Raw genomic sequence first — 19,483 nt, forward strand, 5'->3', positions numbered from 1 at the left:
CTGTCGGACCCCGGATCAAGTCCGGGGTGACGGAGCAAAAGAGTGCCTGCAGGTAAACAGCCCGGTTAGGCTTTGCCGCAGCGCTTTCCATCACCTGAGGCCCGGCGTGCCGTCGAACCTGCGCTCAAGCCCGTCCCAGCAGTCGATGTAGTTGTCCTGCAGTGTCTCCAGTTCGGCGGCGAACTTCGTCAGTTGCTGGGGAAAGCGGGTCTCAAACATGAAGGCCATGGTGTTGTCGAGCTTGACGGGCCTCAGTTCCGTGTTCGAGGCCTTCTCGAAACCCATGGCGTCCGGACCGTGCGGCAGCATCATGTTGTGCAGGCTCATGCCGCCGGGTACGAACCCCTCCTCCTTGGCGTCGTACTGGCCGTGGATCAGCCCCATGAACTCGCTCATGATGTTGCGGTGGTACCAGGGCGGACGGAAGGTGTGCTCGGCGACCAGCCAGCGCGGCGGGAAGATGACGAAGTCGACGTTCGCCGTCCCCTCCTCGCCTGACGGCGCCGTCAGCACCGTGAAGATCGACGGGTCGGGGTGATCGAACAGGATGGCGCCGACCGGCGAGAAGGTTCTGAGGTCGTATTTGAACGGCGCGTAGTTGCCGTGCCAGGCGACGACGTCGAGCGGCGAATGGCCGATCTCGGTGACGTAGAACTTGCCGCACCACTTCACATGCACCCGGCAGGGCGTCTCCTTGTCCTCGAAGGCGGCGACCGGCGTCTTGAAGTCTCGCGGGTTGGCCAGGCAGTTGGCGCCGATCGGACCGCGGTCGGGCATGGTGAACTTGGCGCCGTAGTTCTCGCAGATATAACCGCGCCACGCCTCCCCTTCTCCCAGTCGCGAGACCTTGAACATCATGCCGCGCGGAATCAGGCAGATCTCCAGCGGCTCGACATCCATGATGCCCATTTCGGTGAAGACCCGCAGCGCCCCGATTTGCGGAACGACCAGCAACTCGCCGTCGGCGTTGAAGAAGTAGTCGTCCACCATGTCGGCGTTGAAGGTGTAGGCATGGGCGGCCATGCCGACCTGTGTCATGACGTCACCGGCGGCCGTCATGGTGCGGATGCCTTCAAGGAAGTTCAGCGTTTCCACCGGCGCTGGAAGCGGGTTCCAGCGTAACTGCCCGAGCGGCAGCGAATGGTCGTCCAGGCAGGGAGCCGACTTCCAATAGGGATAGCTCGCATGGGCAAAACGCTTGGTGTGGCGGACGCTCGGACGGATGCGGTAGAGCCAGGAGCGCTCGTTGGTACCGCGTGGCGCGGTAAACGGTGAGCCCGAAAGCTGCTCGGCATAAAGACCGTAGTTGCACTTCTGCGGGCTGTTCTGGCCCTGCGGCAAGGCACCCGGGAGCGCTTCAGTTTCGAAGTCATTGCCGAAGCCCGGCATGTAGTTGACGCTGTTGGACGTGGTCGTGCCTCCAGCGACCGTCTTGTCGGTCTTCTCCAGCATGCTTGCACCTCCTCTGCAAAACTGCCATATCGCAGGAATTAGTTACAGTCGTAACTGTCTATTTTGTAACTATCAAGGCGGACCTATGAACCGGAGTTCCAATGGCGATATGTCGAAATATGGCGCAGGCGACGAGGATTTCGACCTCGACGCGTTCCTGCCCTATCGGCTGAACCGGGCGGCAGAGATGGTCAGCCTGCGCTTTGCCGCGCAATACAAGGCGCGCTACGACATGACCCGCCCGGAATGGCGGGCGCTCGCCGCTCTCGGCTCCTACGGGCGGATGACGGCGACCGCGATCGGCGCGAACTCGACGATGCACAAGACGAAGGTTTCCCGCGCGGTGAAGGCACTGGAGGACCGCCGCTGGCTGAAGCGAAGCCTCGATGAGAACGACCGGCGCGTCGAGCATCTGGAGCTGACCGCCCTTGGAACTCGGATCTATCGGGAGATGGTGGTTTTGGCGCACGCCTATGAGCGCGAACTTGTCGCCGTGCTCGGTGCGGGCGGATTGAAACAGCTGGAGGCAGGCCTTGGCGCAGTGGAGAGCGCGATGTCGCCAAGGCCTGAACGAGAACGAGCCAGCTCGAAGTAGCGTCAGGGACCATCGGCGGGCGACGGCATCGGGGCTAACCGACTCTCCGCTTGCGGCCGGACATCGCCCATACCCTGGTCAATCTTGGTATGGGCGGTACCTGGCAAGGAGAGCCTTGCGCCGTCAGGTTAACGGGACGATCGAGCGCTTTCAACCGACAGCTCGCAGGGCGGAAAACCAACGTTGGATACCTTCAAGGAAGCGCCGATTCCGTTTTCACGATGCCTTTTATTTCAGGCGTTAAATGACGCAGCAAATACATTCGCCTCCGTTGTCTTAAGCGGACGATCCTGCTGAAGCATTCTTCGCAACATTGTTGACTGGTACGCGGCCGGAACGGCTGCGACTGCCAGCGGCCTTGAGATCAGGTAGCCCTGAATCCGATCGCAGCCCATCTCTTTGAGCAGTGCCATCTGCTCTTCGCTCTCGATACCTTCCGCGGTGACGATAAGGCCGAGACTGTGGGCGAGATCGATGATGCCCCGCACGATTTTTCGATCGCTTTCGTCCACCGCGAGGCCCGTTATGAAGCTGCGATCGATCTTGATGCGTCGAGCGGCAATTCCTTCAAATGTGTGAGCGAGGCATAGCCTGTACCAAAATCATCAAAGGCGATCTCAAAACCGGCGTGATGAAGCCGGTCTATTTCTTCCCGCACCCGAACGGCCTGCTTGCCGAGAAACATGCCCTCGGTCACCTCGATCGCAATCGTGTCCGCGCCAAGCCCGCGGACGCGCAAATCTTCCAACAGGCGTTCCGTGTATCCGGGTCTCGCGAAATCTGCGGCCGTCGTGTTGATGGCGATCTTGCCGAACGGAATTCCGCGTCTCTGCCATTCGGCCGCTTGCGCGACAACCGCCTGGCGAACGAAGCTGCCGATCGAAGCGGTGATGCGATGATCGTCAAAGACTTCCATAAACCGGCCAGGCGCAACAAGGCCGTGCTCGGGGTGCTGCCACCGCAACAGCGCTTCCATGCTTTCCGGGGCCCCGGTCGATAGGGAAACGATCGGTTGATAGTGGAGCAGGAACTCGCCGTTCGCCAGACCGTTGCGCGCCTGTTCCTGGAGTGTCAGCCGCCGGGTCGTGGCGATTTCGAGCCCTTCCTGGAAGAACTCATAGCGATTGCGGCCAAGCCTTTTTGCACTGTAAAGGGCGATGTCGGCATTCTTGATCAGGTCGGTCGAATTGCTGCCATCGCACGGGAAGCGCGCAATCCCGATGCTTGCGCAAACGATCGTCTTGGCGATGTCGAGATCGAGCGGGAGCTGTATCGTTTTCTGGATATTGTCCAGCAGCTCCCGCAGTTCACCGTCACTGGAAATCGACGTGAGAACGATCACAATTTCGTCGCCACCGAATCGAGCAACGATATCGGTCGGCCTTACCGCCTGCCTTATGCGGTGTGCGATGATTTTCAGGAGCGCGTCACCCGTCTGATGGCCGTATATATCATTGATATCCTTGAAGTTATCCAGGTCTAACATCGCAACGGCAGCTTGGCCGGATGTGCTGGAAGCCTGCTTGATCTCATGTGCAAGCGCCTTTTGAAGTGCGAAGCGGTTCAGAAGGCCGGTCAGGGGGTCAACGCTTGCGGCTTGCGCCAGACGATGTTGGGCCTGCTTCTGCGCGGTGATATCGAAGCGGCAGGCGACATAGTGGGTCACTTTGCCATCGCCATCGAGCCTGGGAATAATTGTGGTGGCGACCCAATAGAGCGAGCCGTTTTTCGCCTTGTTGCAGATCTCCCCTCGCCAAGTCTTCCCGCTCCGGATGGTGCGGAACATCTCTCCAAAAAACTTCCTGTCATGGGTTCCGGAGTTGAGCAGGCGATGGTTGGCCCCGATCAGTTCCTGCTGGGTGTATCCGCTGATGTCGCAGAACTTATGATTGGCAAAGAGGATCGTGCCATGGGGGTCGGTGACGGCGACGATAAGCACAGCATCGACCGCATCGATCCAAAAATCATCGTCATGCCCGGCCGGCCCGCGATGCCGGTTCAAGGAATGGGCCAGGCTGTGTTCGGCCTGAGGCTGCGAATGACGGGGTCCATCTACGGACTGGAAAGGTGGTGCAGATTGGCGCACGGTATTTCGTTTCTTTTGTTATTGCATTCAATTGTGAGGTCGCAGCCTCATCCGCCACCACGATTGGATTTCCCCGCTGACGGTCCGTTGAGGCTGGAGCGGGGGGTCTTCCTCCGTATCCATTCACAAACGGTAAACTTCGACCAACGAATGTTGCTGCGAGCCGGCCGTTTCCCCTCCCCTCGCCTGCCAAAGCGCGAAAAAAGTGTCAGGCTTCGCAGCGGCGGAGATATACGTGGCTGTGGGCGTTAAGCTCTTGTTAATGATAAAGGGTTTGACCAAGCGCGCAAATCAGTTGAAAAACAGTCGCGACGGATTTTTTCCGCTTTTTCTCCACTAACCGTCGGACATCATGGACAATACACTCAGACGCCTCCAGGACCTTCCCTCCTCTGCCGACCGGATCATGCGCCATTCGCAGCTGCTGTCGGCCCAGTTGCAGAACCTTCGCCAGCAGATGTACCCGCCGGAAGCGATGAAGTCGCTGAAGACCTTCTCCTCGAAGGATGCGGCGGCACTTCTCGGCGTCGCCGAGTCGACGCTGCGGCAGATGTCGCTCGATGGTGCGGCCGTGGTCCCCGATCGCCAGGACAATGGCCGGCGCGTCTACACGCTGGCGCAAATCAACGAGATCCGCACCTATCTGGCCAATCGCCGCCCGGCAGACGCGCTCGATTTCCTGCCGCGCCGCCGCCCGGGCGACAAGCTGCAGGTGCTGGCGATCGCCAACTTCAAGGGCGGCTCCGCCAAGACGACGACGACGGTGCACCTGGCGCATTATCTCGCGCTCCAGGGCCTGCGCGTGCTGGCGATCGACCTCGATCCGCAGGCCTCGCTGTCCACCATGTTCGGCTATCAGCCCGAATTCGACGTCGACGCAAACCAGACGCTCTATGCGGCGATCCGCTACGACGACAACGAGCGCCTTCCCCTGTCCGCGGTCATCCGCAAGACCTATTTCGACGGCGTCGACATCGTGCCTGGCAATCTCGAGTTGATGGAATACGAACACGAGACGCCACAGGCGATCGCCAAGGGACTGTCGCGCGGCGATGGCATGTTCTTCCGCCGCCTGAAAACGGTGCTTGGCGAGGTCGAGGACGATTACGATGTCGTGCTGATCGATGCCCCGCCCCAGCTCGGATACCTGACGCTCGGCGCGCTCTATGCGGCGACCGGTCTACTGATCACGGTCCATCCGGCCATGCTTGACGTGGCCTCGATGAACCAGTTCCTCGCCATGACGAGCGACCTGCTCGGCGTCATCGAGGATGCCGGCGGCGTGTTGGAGCATGACTTCATTCGCTACGTGCTGACGCGCCACAATCCGCACGACGTGCCGCAGGTGAACGTCGTCGCGCTGCTGCGATCCTTGTTCGGCGAGGACGTGCTGGCCGCATCCGTGGTCGATACCACGGCCATTGCCAGCGCGGGGCTGGAGAAGAAAAGCCTCTACGAGATGACCCGGGGCAGTGTCGGCCGCGACACGCTCAACAGGGCCCTTGAATCCGTCGATGCGGTCAACGCTGAGATTTTCCGCCACATCAAGACCGTCTGGGGACGCAAATGAACAACGCCAGTGACCGCTCCAAGAGAATGAAGGCCATGTTTGGCGGCATCAATCCGGAAGAGCTTGCTGCCGCCGTCGCCCCCTCGCCGCTTTCGCAATCGGGCCGCCGCGTCTCCTCCGGCGCGGTGCGTTCGATGCAGGATTCCTTCTCGGCGATCGAGGACGAGAATGTACGGTTGCGCGAGCAGATCGCAGGTTCCGAGGCGGTGATCGAGATTGCGCCAGAACAGCTCTCACCCTCCTTCGTGCGCGACCGGATGGACGAGCAGGCCGATCCCAGCCTCGATGAACTGGTCCGCAGCCTGCGCGAGCACGGGCAGCAGGTGCCGATCCTCGTTCGTCCGCACCCGGACCGGACCGGCCACTACCAGATCGCCTATGGTCATCGCCGCTGGCGCGCAGCGAGCACGCTGAACCGGCCGATCAAGGCGATCGTGCGCGACCTCTCCGATGACGCGCTTGTCATCGCCCAGGGCAAGGAGAACAGCGAGCGCAAGGATCTCTCCTTCATCGAGCAGGCGTTGTTCGCCCAGGAATTGAAAGAACGCAGCTTCGACCGGCAGACGATTGCCGCCGCCCTCGGCCGCAGCGAGGACAAGGGGCTCGCCTACATCTCGATCCTCACGTCGCTGGCCGCCACGCTGGCGCCCGAGATCGTGCGCAAGATCGGGCCGGCGCCGAAGACCGGGCGGCCGAAGTGGGAAAAGCTTGCCGCACATTTCTCCGAGCGCAAATTGCCGGCCGGGCGCTCGTCGGCGGCAAACGGCCTGATGTCCTCCGACAAGTGGCTGAGCGCCGACAGCGACGCGCGCTTTGCCATGCTGCTTTCACTGTTGGAAGCAAAGGAGAAGCCCGCGTCGACCAAAAGCGCGATCAAGGACGAGGCAGGGCAGGACGCCGTCGTAATCGAACGGGCCGGAACCATGACGCGGTTTGCGATCGACGATCGACGGTCGCCGGGGCTTGCCGAGTGGCTGGCGGCGGAGTTGCCGGCGCTGATGGCTCGCTTCGAGCGGGATCGGACGTAACCAACAAGAGCGGGCGAGGGCGGCGCATCCAGCCGCCCTTGCGCTTTTCGGCCGGCGGCCGAACTAGACCCAATGCGGCCATTCCGACTTCAAGGTCCCGGGAAACGCTGCGCCGGTCGCGGCAGACGCAATTAAGCCGTAACACCGAGGGCTGAACGGTCAAACCCAGCCTAGCACACTGAAAATGCAGCATAAATTCCCCGAGCGTTCCAGCTGTAACTCTCTCCTATCCCAAGGCAGTGGATTTTGACCGCACACGGACCTAGCCACGATGTTGCAAGCGGCATCATGACCCGCTATGTGGATACCAACATGTTGAAATTTATTGCTAATCGATTTGAATCTGTTTCAATCGATTTGGTGATATTTTCATGCGCCGCGGGCTGTTGCCAGGCTCGGCGCATCTGTGATTAGTGCCGTCGACGAAGGCTACTCGAAAAGGGAGAAACGGAATGGCGTTGATTACCATGCGGCAGTTGCTCGATCATGCTGCTGAGAACGACTACGCGCTGCCCGCGTTCAACGTGAACAATCTGGAATACATTCAGGCCGTCATGCGCGCCGCTGACGCCACGGATTCGCCGGTGATCCTGCAGGCGAGCCGCGGCGCGCGCGCCTATGCGGGGGATGCCTTTCTGCGGCACCTGATCCTGGGCGCGGCGGAAGAGTATCCGCATATCCCGATCTGCCTTCATCTCGACCATGGCGACCAACCCTCAACCTGCATCTCGGCCATCACCAACGGCTTCACCTCGGTGATGATGGACGGTTCGCTGATGGCGGACGGCAAGACAGTGGCAAGCTACGAGTACAACGTCGACGTCACGGCAGAAGTCGTGAAGATCGCGCACGCAGCCGGCGTATCGGTCGAGGGCGAGCTCGGCTGTCTCGGCAATCTCGAGACCGGCGCGGGCGACAAGGAAGACGGCCACGGCTTTGAAGGCAAGCTGTCGCGCGAGGAACTTTTGACCGATCCGGACCAGGCGCTCGACTTCGTCTCCAAGACCGGCGTCGACGCGTTGGCCGTCGCCATCGGCACCAGCCACGGCGCCTACAAGTTCACCCGCGAGCCCGACGGCGAGATCCTGTCGATCGAGACGATCGCCAAGATCAACAAGAAGCTGCCGAACACGCACCTCGTCATGCACGGCTCCTCCTCGGTCCCGAAGGACCTGCAGGACCTGTTCAACGCCTATGGCGGCAAGATGAAGCCAACCTGGGGCGTGCCGGTCTCGGAGATCCAGAAGGCGATCCCGCTCGGCGTGCGCAAGGTCAACATCGACACCGACCTGCGTCTGGCGATGACCGGCACGATCCGCAAGAACTTCACCGAAAATCAGGAAAACTTCGACCCGCGCAACTACCTCAAGCCGGCCACGGCGCTGATGACTGAGGTCTGCAAGGAGCGTTTCGAGGCGTTCCGCACCGCCGGCAAAGCCTCAAAGATCCGGGCGAAGCGCCTGTCGGAGATGGCGAAGTTCTACGCTTCCGCCAAGTAGCATCAGATCGGGGCGGGAAGGCGACTTCCTGCCCCGAGCGCTTAGACCTTCTGGTCGACAAGCGTCCGACATGCCGGTGCGGGGGTCGATCGGTTGCCGGCGATGGTCACAGCCCATCGCCCTGGCCATTGGGTGGACACTTACCTCGACATCGCTAACGTAATTGCTTCGCGAGCAATGATGGTGCGGCCGAAAGCGGCTTGCCAAACAGTCGGAGCCGATTTCCGCGAAAGGGCATGCGCAGAGCAGAGAGCTGCCGCGAGGCGATCAGAATTCCGCGCCCCGCCTCAAAGACCGGCTGCCTTCGTCAGATTGACACGAAAGCGATCGCGGCGGCGCTGGTAGCGCCGCGTCATCTCGGCCGACGCATGGCCAAGCTGCTTCTGCACGTGCCGCTCGTCGACCTCGGCGGCGGAGGCGAGGCCGGCGCGCAGCGAATGCCCGGCAAATTTTAGCGCCCGTTCAGACTCGGAAAGGTCGCCGCGCACGCCGGCGGCCAGCGCCGTCTTCTTGACGAGGCGCGCCACCTCCTGGTCGTGCAGCCGTTCGGCGCCGACATTCTTGCCCCGACCGGTGACACGACGGAAGAGGGGGCCTTTGGCGAGTTTCGCAAACGTGATCCAGGTTTCGACAGCGACGACCGGGCAGGTGGCCTCCGACGAGCCGCGGCCGATCTCGACCTCGCGCCAGCCGGTCTTGCCGCGCAGCGTCACGAGCAGGCCCTTGTCGAACAGCTCGATCCAGCCGCGGCCATCGTCGCTCTGGTCGCGGCCAAGGTCGAGGCCGACGATTTCCGAGCGGCGCAGGCCGCCGGCAAAACCGACCAGCAGCATGGCGCGGTCGCGCAAACCCCGAAGCGTGCCGCGGTCGAGCGTCTCTAGCATGGCGATCAGCTCGTCCGGCAGGATCGCCTCCTTCTGGCGCGGCGGAGCGCCATGGCGGTTGCGGATGCCGGCGAGCACGGTGGCGATGGCGCGATCCTGGCGATCGAGATTGTGACCGCGTTGCGTGCAGTTCCAGCCGATGGCGGCAAGGCGCCGCTCGATCGTCGCAACGCTGGTCGGCCTTCCGCCACGCCCGGCCGGGCCGGAAGTCGTGCCACCGCCGCCGCCAGCGGCGCAGGCAGTGATGTAGAGGCCGACGACCTGCGGATCCGGGGGGAGGGGGGAGAGCCCGGATCGGCGGCACCAGGCGGCAAAATGCTTCCAGTCGGACGCGTAGGCGCGGCGCGTGTTGGCAGAATTCGCGGCCTCGACGTAGCCGCGGGCGCGGTCGGCGAGCTCTTGCAATTGCGCCGACGGGGGAGGGGAGGGGGCGATGTCGGCAGCGGCCAGCGCCTCGGCCGCCGACGGACCATGCGGCGGCGCGGCGCGCTGCCGAGCGTGAATTTCGGGGTTTTGATCGCTGAGTCGGGACATTTCTTTATAGTGACCAGAACGAACGATAATGCAAGATTATCACTCGTTCTGTCGTTGCGGCAGGCCGTGCGGTTTTGTCTACCGTTTTGACATAAACTGCACGCACGGTGCATCTTCCCCGCATGACTTCACCTGCAGGACAAGACGCTGCTGACGGGTGCACCAGTCGCCCCGCGGCGATTCAAGGCGGATCATCGTGCGACTGTGGGGGATGTCGTAAAGGCGGTTTTAAGTCGCTCCGGTCCGGCTGCGCGTCAACGTTGGACCGTCGGCGTGGCGGCTCGAGGCGCTTGCCGATGGTAGAGGCTGACTGCGTGCGTGCGAGTTGCTCCCCTGTGACGTTGCTGCAGAGATTCCTCAGTGCTCTTGGCTTCCGCGATTTGCCAATAGCAACCTCCAAGCACAGACCACCTGCGGATCGCGAGAACGCCGGTGGGTTTTATGTCCCTCCGGTCACAAGTTCCCAGGGATGTGCACAGGTGTCGATATTGACAAATCGGATTTAGGCCTATTTGATACGTACATCGATTACTAGATATCGCAGAGCGATAACAGGCGGCACGGATGTATGATCCTCTTGTTCACCCCTTTCCCGACAAAAGCCAGCCGGACCCGGATTCCTATTGGTTGAAGGTGAGTGGGGCGGCGGCGCCTGACGACGACGGGCCGGTGGCCGGAGATGCTGACGTCGATGTCGCGATCATCGGCGGCGGTTATACAGGTCTATCGGCGGCGCTCGCACTCGCCCGTGACCACGGCATCAAGGCAACTGTCTTGGAGGCGCGATCGTCCGCCTGGGGTTGCAGCGGGCGGAACGGGAGCTTTGCCCGGATCTCCGGCGGCCGCGTTCCGTGGTCGCGGCTCGTCAAGACCTATGGGCCGGATGTCGCCCGCGCGTATTTTCAGGAGCTCAGGCAGGGTCTGGATACCGTGCGCGCCCTGATCGCGGACGGAGGCATTGCCTGCGACAAGCAGCCCGACGGGGTCTACAAGGTGGCCACCTTCGGCACCCATGCCGACGCGCTTCGCCGAGAGGAGGCGCTGTATAACGAGGTTCTCGGCTATCCGGCCCGTTACATCGACGCGAGCGGGCTGCGCGGCATCCACGAAGGCTCCGAAAGCCACGGGGCATTGTACCTGCCGGATGGGTTCTCGCTGAACCCATTGGAACTGGCGCGCGGTCTGCACCGCATGGCTCGCGACCATGGCGCCCGGATCCATACGAATTCGCCCGTGACCCGCTGGATCAGTGAAGGTGGGGCACATCGGCTCGTGACGCCCACGGGCACGATCCGCGCCAGGCGCGTCATCGTGGCGACGAACGGCTACACGTCGTCGCGATTGCACCCTTCGCTTGCCGCGCGGGTTCTGCCCGTTCATTCGCAGATCATCGTGACGGCGCCGATGACCGCCGCACAGGTGGAGGCGAGCCTTCCGTCCGGAAACTGCATGTTCGATACCCGCGAACTGCTCTTCTACTATCGCCGGCTGCCGGACAACCGGATGCTGTTCGGCGGACGCAGCGCCATCTCCGGCGACGATGCCGCCGCCCCGCGTCACCGTCAGTACCTCTACGACGCGATGGTGCGGAAGTTTCCTGCCCTTGCCGGAATCGATCTCGAGCATTGGTGGGGCGGTTGGGTCGCCGTCTCCCGGAATTCCCTGCCGTACTGCTACAGGGTGCCGGGAGCGAATGACGTGTTCACGGCGGGTGGATACGCGGGCAGCGGCGTTTCGTTCTCGATTCACCTGGGCACGAAACTGGCGATGCTGGCCGCAGGCCGCCCGTTCGAGACGTCCGCGACATTTCTCACCCGTGAGCCCGAACGCTACCCGTTCGCCTCCTTCATAAGGCTGGGCCAGTGGATGGCGTATCGCTGGCTGCACGCCAAGGACGCCCGCGAAGCGCGCAGGGCAGGATGACGTCCATGCGGAAGCTTTCGCAAGTGCTATCGAAGGACACCCGATCAGCCATTGGCGGTTGGCCGAAAGTGCCGGCGGGCGGTCCTCCCGGCGTATTCGCAGAAGAGGAAATGCGATGACCGCAACTCCGTCCAAACTCATGGGGTCAACTGCGATGGCAGATGCCGAAGAGTCGCCTCTCTACGTTACCGCGCTTGCCAAGGGTCTGTCCGTATTGACGGCATTCGGCCCTTCGCGACCCGCCATGAACCTGCTTGAACTGGCTGAAGCCACCGGCCTGAACAAGAGCACAATCCAGCGCTCGGTGTTCACGCTCGAGGCGATGGGCTATCTGGCGCGTGAGGGCGGCTCCAAACGATACCGGCTGACGGTCAAGTCGCTGGAAATCGGCACCGGATACCTTCAGACGGCCGAGTTGATCGAGAGGGCCAATCCCTTCGTCCAGCAACTGAACCGCCAGACCGGCGAGAGCTGCAACCTGCTCGAGCCCTGGGGCACGGACATGGTCTACGTGGCTCGCTTCACGAGCCACAAGGAAATGCCGATCCATGTCCCGATCGGGCAGCGCCTGCCGATGTACTGCACTGCGGCCGGGCGCGCCTACCTTTCCGCCCTGCCGACCGAAGCCGCGACATCTTATATCGAGCGGTCTAATCGGGTTGCGTACACGGCGCATACGGTAACGGCTCCCGAAGAGCTGCTGGGACTGCTGCGGCGCGCGCGTACCGACGGATTTTCTCTGATCACCGAGGAAATCTACGTCGGAGACATCGCCGTCGGCGCATGTGTCGTCAATGCCGAAGGGCAGCCCCTGGCGTCGATCAACATTTCCGTGCCCTCCAGCCGCTGGCGACGAGAGGACGTGATTTCGGAGCTTGCTCCACAGGTCGTCAATGCGGCCCGAGCGGTATCGAGCGCGGCAAAGGGACTGAAACCCCAGGCGCGGTGAAGAACAAACCACAGCAATAGCCAATTCTCAGGAGGAAACATGCCGATCCAACGTTTCGAACCCAATGGAAAACGTCTCAGCCACGTGCTCGTCCATAATGGGATCGCCTATGTCACCGGCCAGGTGCCGGCGGACCGCAGCCAGGACGTCGCCGGCCAGACGGCCCAGGTTCTGGCGCGGATCGACGAACTTCTCGCCAAGGCCGGCACGGACAAGTCGAAGATCCTTTTCGCGCAGGTCTGGCTGAAGCATGCCGTCGCGGATTTCGCGGCCATGAACCAGGTCTGGGAAGACTGGATCCCCGAGGACGCGCTGCCTGCGAGGGCGACGGTAGAAGCCAATCTCGCCGCCGAGAACATCCTCGTCGAAATCGCGCTGCAAGCTGCAGTCGAATCCTGAAACCAACACCAAACCAATCAACTCGAAAGTACAAGGGTGGGAACCAAAATGCGTAAGACCTTTGCAATCACGGCCCTGGCAGCGCTTGTTGCTGGCACGGCGGCCAGTGCCGCTGACACGACCCTGACGATCTCCAGCTACGGCGGCGGCTACCAGGAGGCACAGTCGAAGTCGTACTTCCAGCCTTTCATGGCGCAGAATCCGGGCATCAAGATCGTCGAGGACAGCGCGTCGAGCAACGCCAAGCTCAAGGCCATGGTCGAAACGGGCAACGTCACGCTCGACCTGATGCTGACCGACGACAGCTTCGGCCTCGACGCCGATGCGCAGTGGCTCGAACCAATCGACTACTCGATCATCGATAAGTCGAAGTTTATCGAAGGGGCAGCTGGCACATATCGCGTCGCTTCGGACATCGAGGCTACGGTTCTGGCCTACAACGCCCAGGAGTTTGGCGGAGCGGCGCCGAACGGGTTTGCCGACTTCTTCGACACCGAAAAGTTTCCGGGACTGCGCGCCGTCTGGAAGTACTCGGCCTCGGGCATTTTCGAGGCCGCCCTTATCGCCGACGGCGTGAAGCCGGAAGACCTCTACCCGATCGACGTGGAGCGGGCGCTCAAGAAGCTCGACACGATCAAGGATGATCTCGTGTGGTGGGAAAGCGGCTCGCAGTCCGAGCAGTTGCTGGCGAGCGGCGAGGCGAACATGGCGCTCGTCTGGGTCTCACGCGCGCTCAGCGTCGGCGAAAAAGGCGTAAAGATCGACTGGACGAACTGGACGTCGCAGACCGGGTACTGGGTCGTCCCGAAGGGGACGAAGAACAAGGAAGCCGCGATGCAGGCGATCAACTTCTTCACCGAGCCCACCCAGCAGATCGAATTCACGAAGTACATGCCCTACGGTCCGTCGAACAAGAATGCCCTCGATTCGGTCGACGGCAAGTTCAAGGGCAACCTGCCGACCGACCACCTCGACACGCGCGTGCTCATGGACGCTGAGTGGTGGGCGGCAAACGGTGCGAAGGTTGATCTCCGCTTCCAGGAGTGGCTTCTCCAGTAAGCCATTACGAGAAGAGCCCCGCCTGCATCGCCAGGCGGGCTCCATCCCAACTTTTCCTTCGGAATTACGATGACCGCAACAACAAACGATCGCAGCGTGCCCGTGAAGGCGGGATCATCGCGGGGCTTCCGGTTACCGCCGGCGTTCTGGCTGATCGTCCCGTCTGTCCTGTTCCTCGCCCTTTTCTTCGTGTTTCCGCTGCTGAAGCTGGTGGCGATCTCGCTGCCCGATGGCAGCGTGGAGTACTACCAACAGATCTTCACGACTCCGGTCTTCCTGCGGGTCATCGGCGAGACGTTCAGGGTGTCGCTCATCGTAACCGTCGTCACGGTCGCAGTCGCCTATCCTTACGCCTACGCCATGGCGCATGGGGGTCGGGCGATGCTGCTCGTCCTCACGATCGCCTTGCTCATTCCATTCTGGGTGAGCCTTCTCTTGCGGAGTTTCTCGTGGATCGTGCTGCTCCAGAACAGCGGTTTGGTCAACGACTTCCTGATCGCTACCGGATTGATCGACAGACCGCTTCGCCTCATCCGGACCCCGATGGGGGTGATCATCGGCATGGTCCATATCCTTTTGCCCTATGCGGTGCTCCCGCTGTACACGGTCATGAAGAAGATCGATCTCCGTCTCATGGAGGCCTCGTCCATCTGCGGTGCAAGCTGGCTCAGAGGGTTTGCGCGCATCTATTTCCCGCTGTCTCTGCCGGGTGTCATGGCCTCCGCCATCCTCGCCTTCACCCTGGCGCTCGGCTTCTACATAACCCCGGCTCTGCTTGGCAGCCCGCGGGACATGATGATCGCCCAGATGATCGCTGGTCAGTTCAACGAGCAACTGAACTTCGGTCTCGGAGCCGCGCTCGCCGTCGTCCTCATGGTGCTGACCGCCGTTGCCTTCGGGCTGTTCGGGGCCGTGCGGGCCGCGCTGCAGATGCGTGGCCGCCGGAAGGAGGAAGCCTGACATGGACAAGCTGAGACGCATCCTCTTCTGGCTCGTTGTCACCCTTACGGCGCTGTTCCTGCTGTTGCCGACGCTGATCATCGTTCCGATGTCGTTCACGACGACGACCACGCTCGAGTTTCCTCCGGTCGGTTTCACCTTCGAGTGGTACGGAAAGGTCATCGGCGCTTCGGACTGGCAGGGAGCACTCCTAAACAGTCTGGTCATTGCCTTCGCCGCATCGGTTCTCGCCACCGTCATCGGTACCGCGGCCGCGCTCGCATTGCACACCCATCGCTTCCCCGGAAAGACAATCGTCATGGGGCTGCTTCTCAGCCCGATGGTCACGCCCGTGATCGTGCTCGCGGTGGGAATGTACATGGTCTTCTCCGGATGGGGGCTGGTCGCGACCCGGCTCGGGCTTGTCCTCGCCCACACGGTGCTTGCGATACCCTTCGTCGTCGTCTCGGTGCTAGCAAGTTCGCGAATGGTGAACCCCTCGCTGGCGCCTGCCAGCCTCGGCCTTGGGGCGGGGCACTGGTTCACCTTCCGGCGAGTCACGTTGCCGCTGATCATGCCCGGCGTGCTGTCGGGCGCGGTGTTCGCCTTCATCACGTCCTGGGATGAGGTGGTGATCGCGCTGTTTCTCGCCGATGCCCAGACCCGCACGGTTCCGATCATGATCTGGAACCAGGTGCGGACCAATCTCGACCCGGCCACGGCCGCCGTCGCAGCGATCCTCATCGTGTTGTCGGCGCTTGGCGTCCTCCTCTCGTACAAATTCAGGGAATCCAGATGATGAATGCCGCTCATCAGAACACCGCGGGAACGGCAATGAAGCTCGAGGGGGTTTCGAAGCATTACGGGGCCGTCCGTGCGCTCGACAACGTGTCGTTCGAACTTCGGAAAGGGGAGTTTTTGACCATGCTCGGCCCCTCCGGGTCCGGCAAGACGACTTCGCTGCGGGCGATTGCCGGCTTCATTCAGCCGACGTCCGGAAGACTTTCCATCGACGGCCGGGACATGACCGCGGTGCCGCCGCAAAAGCGCAACATCGGCATGATGTTCCAGGACTACGCTCTCTTCCCGCACATGACCGTCCTGGAGAACATCGGGTATCCGCTGGAGACGCGTGGCATCAAACGGGCCGAGCGCGAAAAGCGCAGCATGGAGATGCTTGAGATCGTCGGTCTGGCGCATTGCGCGAAGCGCTATCCGAAGGAGATGTCCGGCGGCCAGCAGCAACGAGTCGCACTGGCCCGCGCCCTCGTCTTCAAGCCGGATATCGTCCTTCTGGACGAGCCGATGGCCGCCCTCGACAAGAAGCTGCGCGGCCAGATGCAGATCGAGATCATGCATATCACCCGGCAGGTCGGCGCGACCGTGGTTTCGGTCACGCACGACCAGGAGGAGGCGCTGGTCATGAGCGACCGCATCGCCATCTTCAAGGACGGTCGGCTTGAGCAGATCGGCACGCCGCACGAGCTTTATCTGCAGCCCCGGTCCGAATTCGTCGCCGACTTCATCGGCGAGGCTAACCTGATGCGTGGCAACGTCCGATCGACAGCGGACGGGGTTGTCGTGGAAGGCGAGGGCTGGAAGGCCAGCCTTCCCAAGGGCGATCCCCGGTCCGAGGCTCTGAAATCCGGCCAGAAGGCCTGCGTGGTGCTGCGCCCCGAGCGCATCCATGCCGTCGCGGCGGGTTCTGCGACGGAAAACGCCGGCGAGGGGGTGATCGAGGACAAGATCTACCTTGGCGTCGAGTACAGGCTCGTCGTCCGGATGGGTGACGGCAGCAAGATCAATCTTCGCAGCCGGGATGTGGCTTCCATCGCGTCGATGCACGCCGGCGACAGGATCGGCCTGGCCTGGAGCGCGGACGACCTCGTGGTCATCGGCGGGTAAGCAGGCGGGAAGGGACACCGAGTATGAGCCAAGACAACCAACAGGCGGAGGTGTCGTTCCTCTGGAACGGCTCCAGGATCAAGGCGCGGCAGGGCGATAGCGTCGCCGCCGCCCTGTGGCGCGCCGGCGTCACCACGCTTGCCCGCTCGCGCAAGCTGCACCGTCCGCTCGGTTACAGCGGATCGTATCCGACCGGCGTGCTCGCCCGCGTGAACGGCCGCCCGAACGTCCGCCTCGATCAGGTCCACGTGCAAGAGGGCCTTGCCGTCGAGATGCAGAATACCTGGCCATCGCCGCGTTTCGATCTGCTCAGGTTTGCCCAACTCTTGCCGTCGAAGGCCGTCTACGGTGGCTTCGAACATGGCGACTGGATGCCGAAGGCGGGGCTCGGCTATCGCCTGGCCGAACGCGCAATGGCGAATCTCGCGGGCGTGGCCCGTCCGGCCGACATCGCCGCTCAGCTTCTGGCAATCCCCGGCGAGCGCGTTTCAGTGGATTGCCTCGTCGTGGGAGGCGGTCCCGCCGGAATCGCCGAAGCCAACCGGCGGGTCCAGTTGGGCGAGACGGTCGCGCTTGTCACGAGAGGTGATCGTGTCGCCCGTTTCGCAGATTCCCTGGGAGCCGTGGTCGATCCGCTCAGCCCGCAGGTCCGGCTGTTCACCGGCATGGAGCTTTTCGGGGTCTACCGCGAGGGCACGCTCCTGGTCGGCGCGCCGCATGACAACACGCGCGGCGCTGTCGCGTTTGATCCCCGTGCCGTCGTGCTGGCCACCGGACGTCGGTCCATACCGCCGCTGGTCAAGGGCAATCAGCTGCCGGGCGTATTGGATGCTCATTCCGCACTTCAGCTTGCGGCCGTTCACCGCGTCCTGCCGGGACGCCGCGTCGCGGTGGTGGGGACGGGAGCCGAAGACGCCATCGCGGAAAGGCTCGGCTCTCTCGGCGTGGAAGTGGTTCACCGCGGGCCAGTTGAGGAACTCATCGAAATAACGGGCCGGGCCCGTGTCGCGGCGATCCGCGCCGCCACCGAAATTCGATGCGATGCCGTGGTTCATGCCGGGCCGTGGCGGATCGACCCGAGCCTTGGCTTCCAGGCCTCGGGCGAGGGGATGTTCCAGGTGCAGGCGCATCCCTTGCCGGAAACGATGTCCGTCGTCGGAGGCGCGGCGTTGGGCGACGAGCGCATTTCCGCCCGGAGACATCTTCACCCCGACACGCTGATCTGCCCCTGCATGGACGTGACGGCGGGTGAACTCTACTGCCACATCGATGATGGCGAGACGGATCCGGAAGTCCTCAAGCGACTGACGTCCTGCGGCATGGGAACCTGCCAGGGTTTTCCGTGCTGGGAGCATATGCTGGCGATGCTGGCGGCGCGCATAGGCGTCGAGCCGGAAGCGTTCGCCCGTCCCACCCATCGGCCACCGCGACGTTCGATAACGGTCGCGCAGGCGGCCGGACTTGCCGGACTCGTGGAGCCTGACCGATGAGCAAACCTCTTCCCAAACGGGCCTCCGTCGTCATCATCGGCGGCGGCGTGCAGGGCCTCTCCGTCGCGTTCAATCTGGTGGAGCAGGGCCAGCGTGACATCCTCGTTCTCGACGCCGGCTACTGGCAGGGCGGGGCGTCCGGCCGCAACGGCACGCTGATCCGGCCCGGCTTCGCATCCGTGGCCTGGACGGAACTCTTCGTCCTGACCGTCAACGAATGGCAGACCTGGTCGAAGCGTCTCGGCGAGAACGTCATGTTCACGCGGCGCGGATACTCCGTGGTGTCCGAGGCGGAAAAGAGCGAGGCCATGCTTCTCGAGGGCCTGAAGGTCCAGAAGAGCCTCGGCGTCAACAGCTGGATGTTGTCGCGTCGGGAGATCGACGAACTCCTGCCGGCGATCAACAAGTCGCGCGTCAGGGCCGTGCAACACCAGCCGGACGGCGGCGTTGCCCCGCATCACGCGGTGATGAAGGGGCTTCTGGCGTTCTGCCAGCGCAACGGTGTCGATGTTCGTTATCGGACCGCGATCACCGGGCTGGAGCGGACGGCCTCGCGGGTTAGCGCCGTGCTGGTCGGAGACCACCGCATCGAGGCGGATTGCGTCGTCTCCTGCGCCGGACCGAACAACCCGGATATCGCCGCCATGGCCGGTGTGCCGCTGAACGGCTTCGGCATGCGCATCGAGGCCATGGCGCTCGAACCCACCCGGCCGCTCATCAAGCCGGCCATCGCCCTGATCGACAGCCTCGCCTATTTCCACCAGACCTCGCGCGGAGAAGTGGTCGGCGGGACCGAGGTGCCCGAGAGACCGCGGATGTCGTTGAAGGTCGATGTTCCGGTGATGGCGAACATGGCGAAGGTCTATCTCGAAATGTTCCCGCAGCTCGGCGAGGTCCGTATCCTGCGCCACTGGGCGGGTCAGCTTCATGCGTCATCCGACTATGCCCCGCTGCTGGGCGAACATCCGGACTTGAAGGACTTCTGGTTCTCGGCCGGATGGTCCTACGGATTCGCGGGCGCTCCGGCTGCCGGAAAGCTTTTGGCGGAAGCGATCGCAAAGGGCCGCATCGACCACCGGATGAAGCCGTTCGCACTCGACCGCTTCGAGAAGACCGGGCCGATCGTCGAGGGTGGCATCGTGCTCGCGTGACGTCCGGCTACCGGTCGCAA

At 62.8% G+C, this 19,483-nt stretch carries 15 protein-coding genes and 1 pseudogene; 13 read left to right on the forward strand and 3 right to left on the reverse strand.

The window, feature by feature from the left end; genetic code table 11:
- Window positions 1-90: 90 nt before the first annotated feature.
- A complete protein-coding gene (gene hmgA, locus AC1DDS_RS08200; protein WP_477478429.1) occupies window positions 91-1,452 on the reverse strand; it encodes a homogentisate 1,2-dioxygenase in 1,362 nt (453 codons plus the stop codon).
- Between the two features lie 85 nt (window positions 1,453-1,537).
- Here hmgA and AC1DDS_RS08205 point away from each other — a divergent pair, with 85 nt between their 5' ends.
- Complete coding sequence (locus AC1DDS_RS08205; RefSeq protein ID WP_477478430.1) at window positions 1,538-2,047, forward strand: MarR family winged helix-turn-helix transcriptional regulator; 510 nt, start codon at window positions 1,538-1,540, stop codon at window positions 2,045-2,047.
- A 233-nt stretch (window positions 2,048-2,280) separates the two neighbouring features.
- On the opposite strand, the pseudogene AC1DDS_RS08210 reads toward AC1DDS_RS08205, so the two are convergent.
- Window positions 2,281-4,133: pseudogene (locus AC1DDS_RS08210) on the reverse strand (putative bifunctional diguanylate cyclase/phosphodiesterase).
- 352 nt (window positions 4,134-4,485) lie between these two features.
- On the opposite strand from AC1DDS_RS08210, the gene repA reads away from it, so the two are divergent.
- The 3 genes from repA (at window position 4,486) to fba (ending at window position 8,230) form a co-directional block, all read left to right on the forward strand.
- The gene (gene repA, locus AC1DDS_RS08215; RefSeq protein WP_477478431.1) at window positions 4,486-5,703 is read left to right on the forward strand and encodes a plasmid partitioning protein RepA; all 1,218 of its coding nucleotides are present in this window, start codon (window positions 4,486-4,488) and stop codon (window positions 5,701-5,703) included.
- Window positions 5,700-6,731 carry a plasmid partitioning protein RepB gene (gene repB / locus AC1DDS_RS08220; RefSeq protein ID WP_477478432.1) on the forward strand — a complete coding sequence of 344 codons (1,032 nt, stop codon included), beginning with the start codon at window positions 5,700-5,702 and terminating at the stop codon, window positions 6,729-6,731. The genes repA and repB overlap by 4 nt, the downstream gene beginning before the upstream one ends.
- Window positions 6,732-7,183: 452 nt before the next feature.
- On the forward strand, window positions 7,184-8,230 hold the full coding sequence (gene fba / locus AC1DDS_RS08225) for a class II fructose-bisphosphate aldolase (RefSeq protein ID WP_310417269.1): 1,047 nt from the start codon (window positions 7,184-7,186) through the stop codon (window positions 8,228-8,230).
- Between the two features lie 287 nt (window positions 8,231-8,517).
- On the opposite strand, the gene AC1DDS_RS08230 is transcribed toward fba, so the two are convergent.
- The gene (locus tag AC1DDS_RS08230) at window positions 8,518-9,648 is read right to left on the reverse strand and encodes a tyrosine-type recombinase/integrase (protein ID WP_477478433.1); all 1,131 of its coding nucleotides are present in this window, start codon (window positions 9,646-9,648) and stop codon (window positions 8,518-8,520) included.
- A 564-nt stretch (window positions 9,649-10,212) separates the two neighbouring features.
- Here AC1DDS_RS08230 and AC1DDS_RS08235 point away from each other — a divergent pair.
- From AC1DDS_RS08235 to AC1DDS_RS08275, 9 genes are all read left to right on the forward strand, one after another.
- On the forward strand, window positions 10,213-11,571 hold the full coding sequence (locus AC1DDS_RS08235; protein WP_477478434.1) for an NAD(P)/FAD-dependent oxidoreductase: 1,359 nt from the start codon (window positions 10,213-10,215) through the stop codon (window positions 11,569-11,571).
- Between the two features lie 115 nt (window positions 11,572-11,686).
- Window positions 11,687-12,520: an IclR family transcriptional regulator gene (locus AC1DDS_RS08240; protein ID WP_477478435.1), complete on the forward strand. Its 834-nt coding sequence runs from the start codon at window positions 11,687-11,689 to the stop codon at window positions 12,518-12,520.
- A 39-nt stretch (window positions 12,521-12,559) separates the two neighbouring features.
- Window positions 12,560-12,919 carry a RidA family protein gene (locus AC1DDS_RS08245; protein WP_477478436.1) on the forward strand — a complete coding sequence of 120 codons (360 nt, stop codon included), beginning with the start codon at window positions 12,560-12,562 and terminating at the stop codon, window positions 12,917-12,919.
- A gap of 48 nt (window positions 12,920-12,967) precedes the next feature.
- Complete coding sequence (locus tag AC1DDS_RS08250; protein ID WP_477478437.1) at window positions 12,968-13,978, forward strand: ABC transporter substrate-binding protein; 1,011 nt, start codon at window positions 12,968-12,970, stop codon at window positions 13,976-13,978.
- Window positions 13,979-14,047: 69 nt separating this feature from the next.
- Window positions 14,048-14,938 carry an ABC transporter permease gene (locus AC1DDS_RS08255; protein WP_477478438.1) on the forward strand — a complete coding sequence of 297 codons (891 nt, stop codon included), beginning with the start codon at window positions 14,048-14,050 and terminating at the stop codon, window positions 14,936-14,938.
- Between the two features lies 1 nt (window position 14,939).
- Window positions 14,940-15,716, forward strand: a complete 777-nt coding sequence (locus AC1DDS_RS08260) for an ABC transporter permease (RefSeq protein WP_477478439.1) — start codon at window positions 14,940-14,942, stop codon at window positions 15,714-15,716.
- Window positions 15,716-16,822, forward strand: coding sequence for an ABC transporter ATP-binding protein (locus AC1DDS_RS08265; RefSeq protein WP_477478440.1), 1,107 nt, complete (start codon window positions 15,716-15,718; stop codon window positions 16,820-16,822). Before AC1DDS_RS08260 ends, AC1DDS_RS08265 begins: the two co-directional genes overlap by 1 nt.
- 23 nt (window positions 16,823-16,845) lie before the next feature.
- On the forward strand, window positions 16,846-18,312 hold the full coding sequence (locus AC1DDS_RS08270; protein WP_477478441.1) for a 2Fe-2S iron-sulfur cluster-binding protein: 1,467 nt from the start codon (window positions 16,846-16,848) through the stop codon (window positions 18,310-18,312).
- Entirely contained in the window at window positions 18,309-19,463 is a 1,155-nt protein-coding gene (locus AC1DDS_RS08275; RefSeq protein WP_477478442.1) for an NAD(P)/FAD-dependent oxidoreductase, read from the forward strand. The genes AC1DDS_RS08270 and AC1DDS_RS08275 overlap by 4 nt, the downstream gene beginning before the upstream one ends.
- Window positions 19,464-19,483: the final 20 nt, after the last annotated feature.

The sequence above is a fragment of the Mycoplana sp. 10N416 genome (assembly GCF_056394765.1).

Excerpts from the sequence above, each read along its gene's own strand:
- AC1DDS_RS08250 (WP_477478437.1), top strand. The coding sequence starts at position 12,968 with ATGCGTAAGACCTTTGCAATCACGGCCCTGGCAGCGCTTGTTGCTGGC.
- hmgA (WP_477478429.1), bottom strand. The coding sequence starts at position 1,452 with ATGCTGGAGAAGACCGACAAGACGGTCGCTGGAGGCACGACCACGTCC.
- AC1DDS_RS08205 (WP_477478430.1), top strand. The coding sequence starts at position 1,538 with ATGAACCGGAGTTCCAATGGCGATATGTCGAAATATGGCGCAGGCGAC.
- AC1DDS_RS08275 (WP_477478442.1), top strand. The coding sequence starts at position 18,309 with ATGAGCAAACCTCTTCCCAAACGGGCCTCCGTCGTCATCATCGGCGGC.
- repA (WP_477478431.1), top strand. The coding sequence starts at position 4,486 with ATGGACAATACACTCAGACGCCTCCAGGACCTTCCCTCCTCTGCCGAC.
- AC1DDS_RS08265 (WP_477478440.1), top strand. The coding sequence starts at position 15,716 with ATGAATGCCGCTCATCAGAACACCGCGGGAACGGCAATGAAGCTCGAG.
- AC1DDS_RS08255 (WP_477478438.1), top strand. The coding sequence starts at position 14,048 with ATGACCGCAACAACAAACGATCGCAGCGTGCCCGTGAAGGCGGGATCA.
- AC1DDS_RS08230 (WP_477478433.1), bottom strand. The coding sequence starts at position 9,648 with ATGTCCCGACTCAGCGATCAAAACCCCGAAATTCACGCTCGGCAGCGC.
- AC1DDS_RS08245 (WP_477478436.1), top strand. The coding sequence starts at position 12,560 with ATGCCGATCCAACGTTTCGAACCCAATGGAAAACGTCTCAGCCACGTG.
- AC1DDS_RS08240 (WP_477478435.1), top strand. The coding sequence starts at position 11,687 with ATGACCGCAACTCCGTCCAAACTCATGGGGTCAACTGCGATGGCAGAT.
- repB (WP_477478432.1), top strand. The coding sequence starts at position 5,700 with ATGAACAACGCCAGTGACCGCTCCAAGAGAATGAAGGCCATGTTTGGC.
- AC1DDS_RS08260 (WP_477478439.1), top strand. The coding sequence starts at position 14,940 with ATGGACAAGCTGAGACGCATCCTCTTCTGGCTCGTTGTCACCCTTACG.
- fba (WP_310417269.1), top strand. The coding sequence starts at position 7,184 with ATGGCGTTGATTACCATGCGGCAGTTGCTCGATCATGCTGCTGAGAAC.
- AC1DDS_RS08270 (WP_477478441.1), top strand. The coding sequence starts at position 16,846 with ATGAGCCAAGACAACCAACAGGCGGAGGTGTCGTTCCTCTGGAACGGC.
- AC1DDS_RS08235 (WP_477478434.1), top strand. The coding sequence starts at position 10,213 with ATGTATGATCCTCTTGTTCACCCCTTTCCCGACAAAAGCCAGCCGGAC.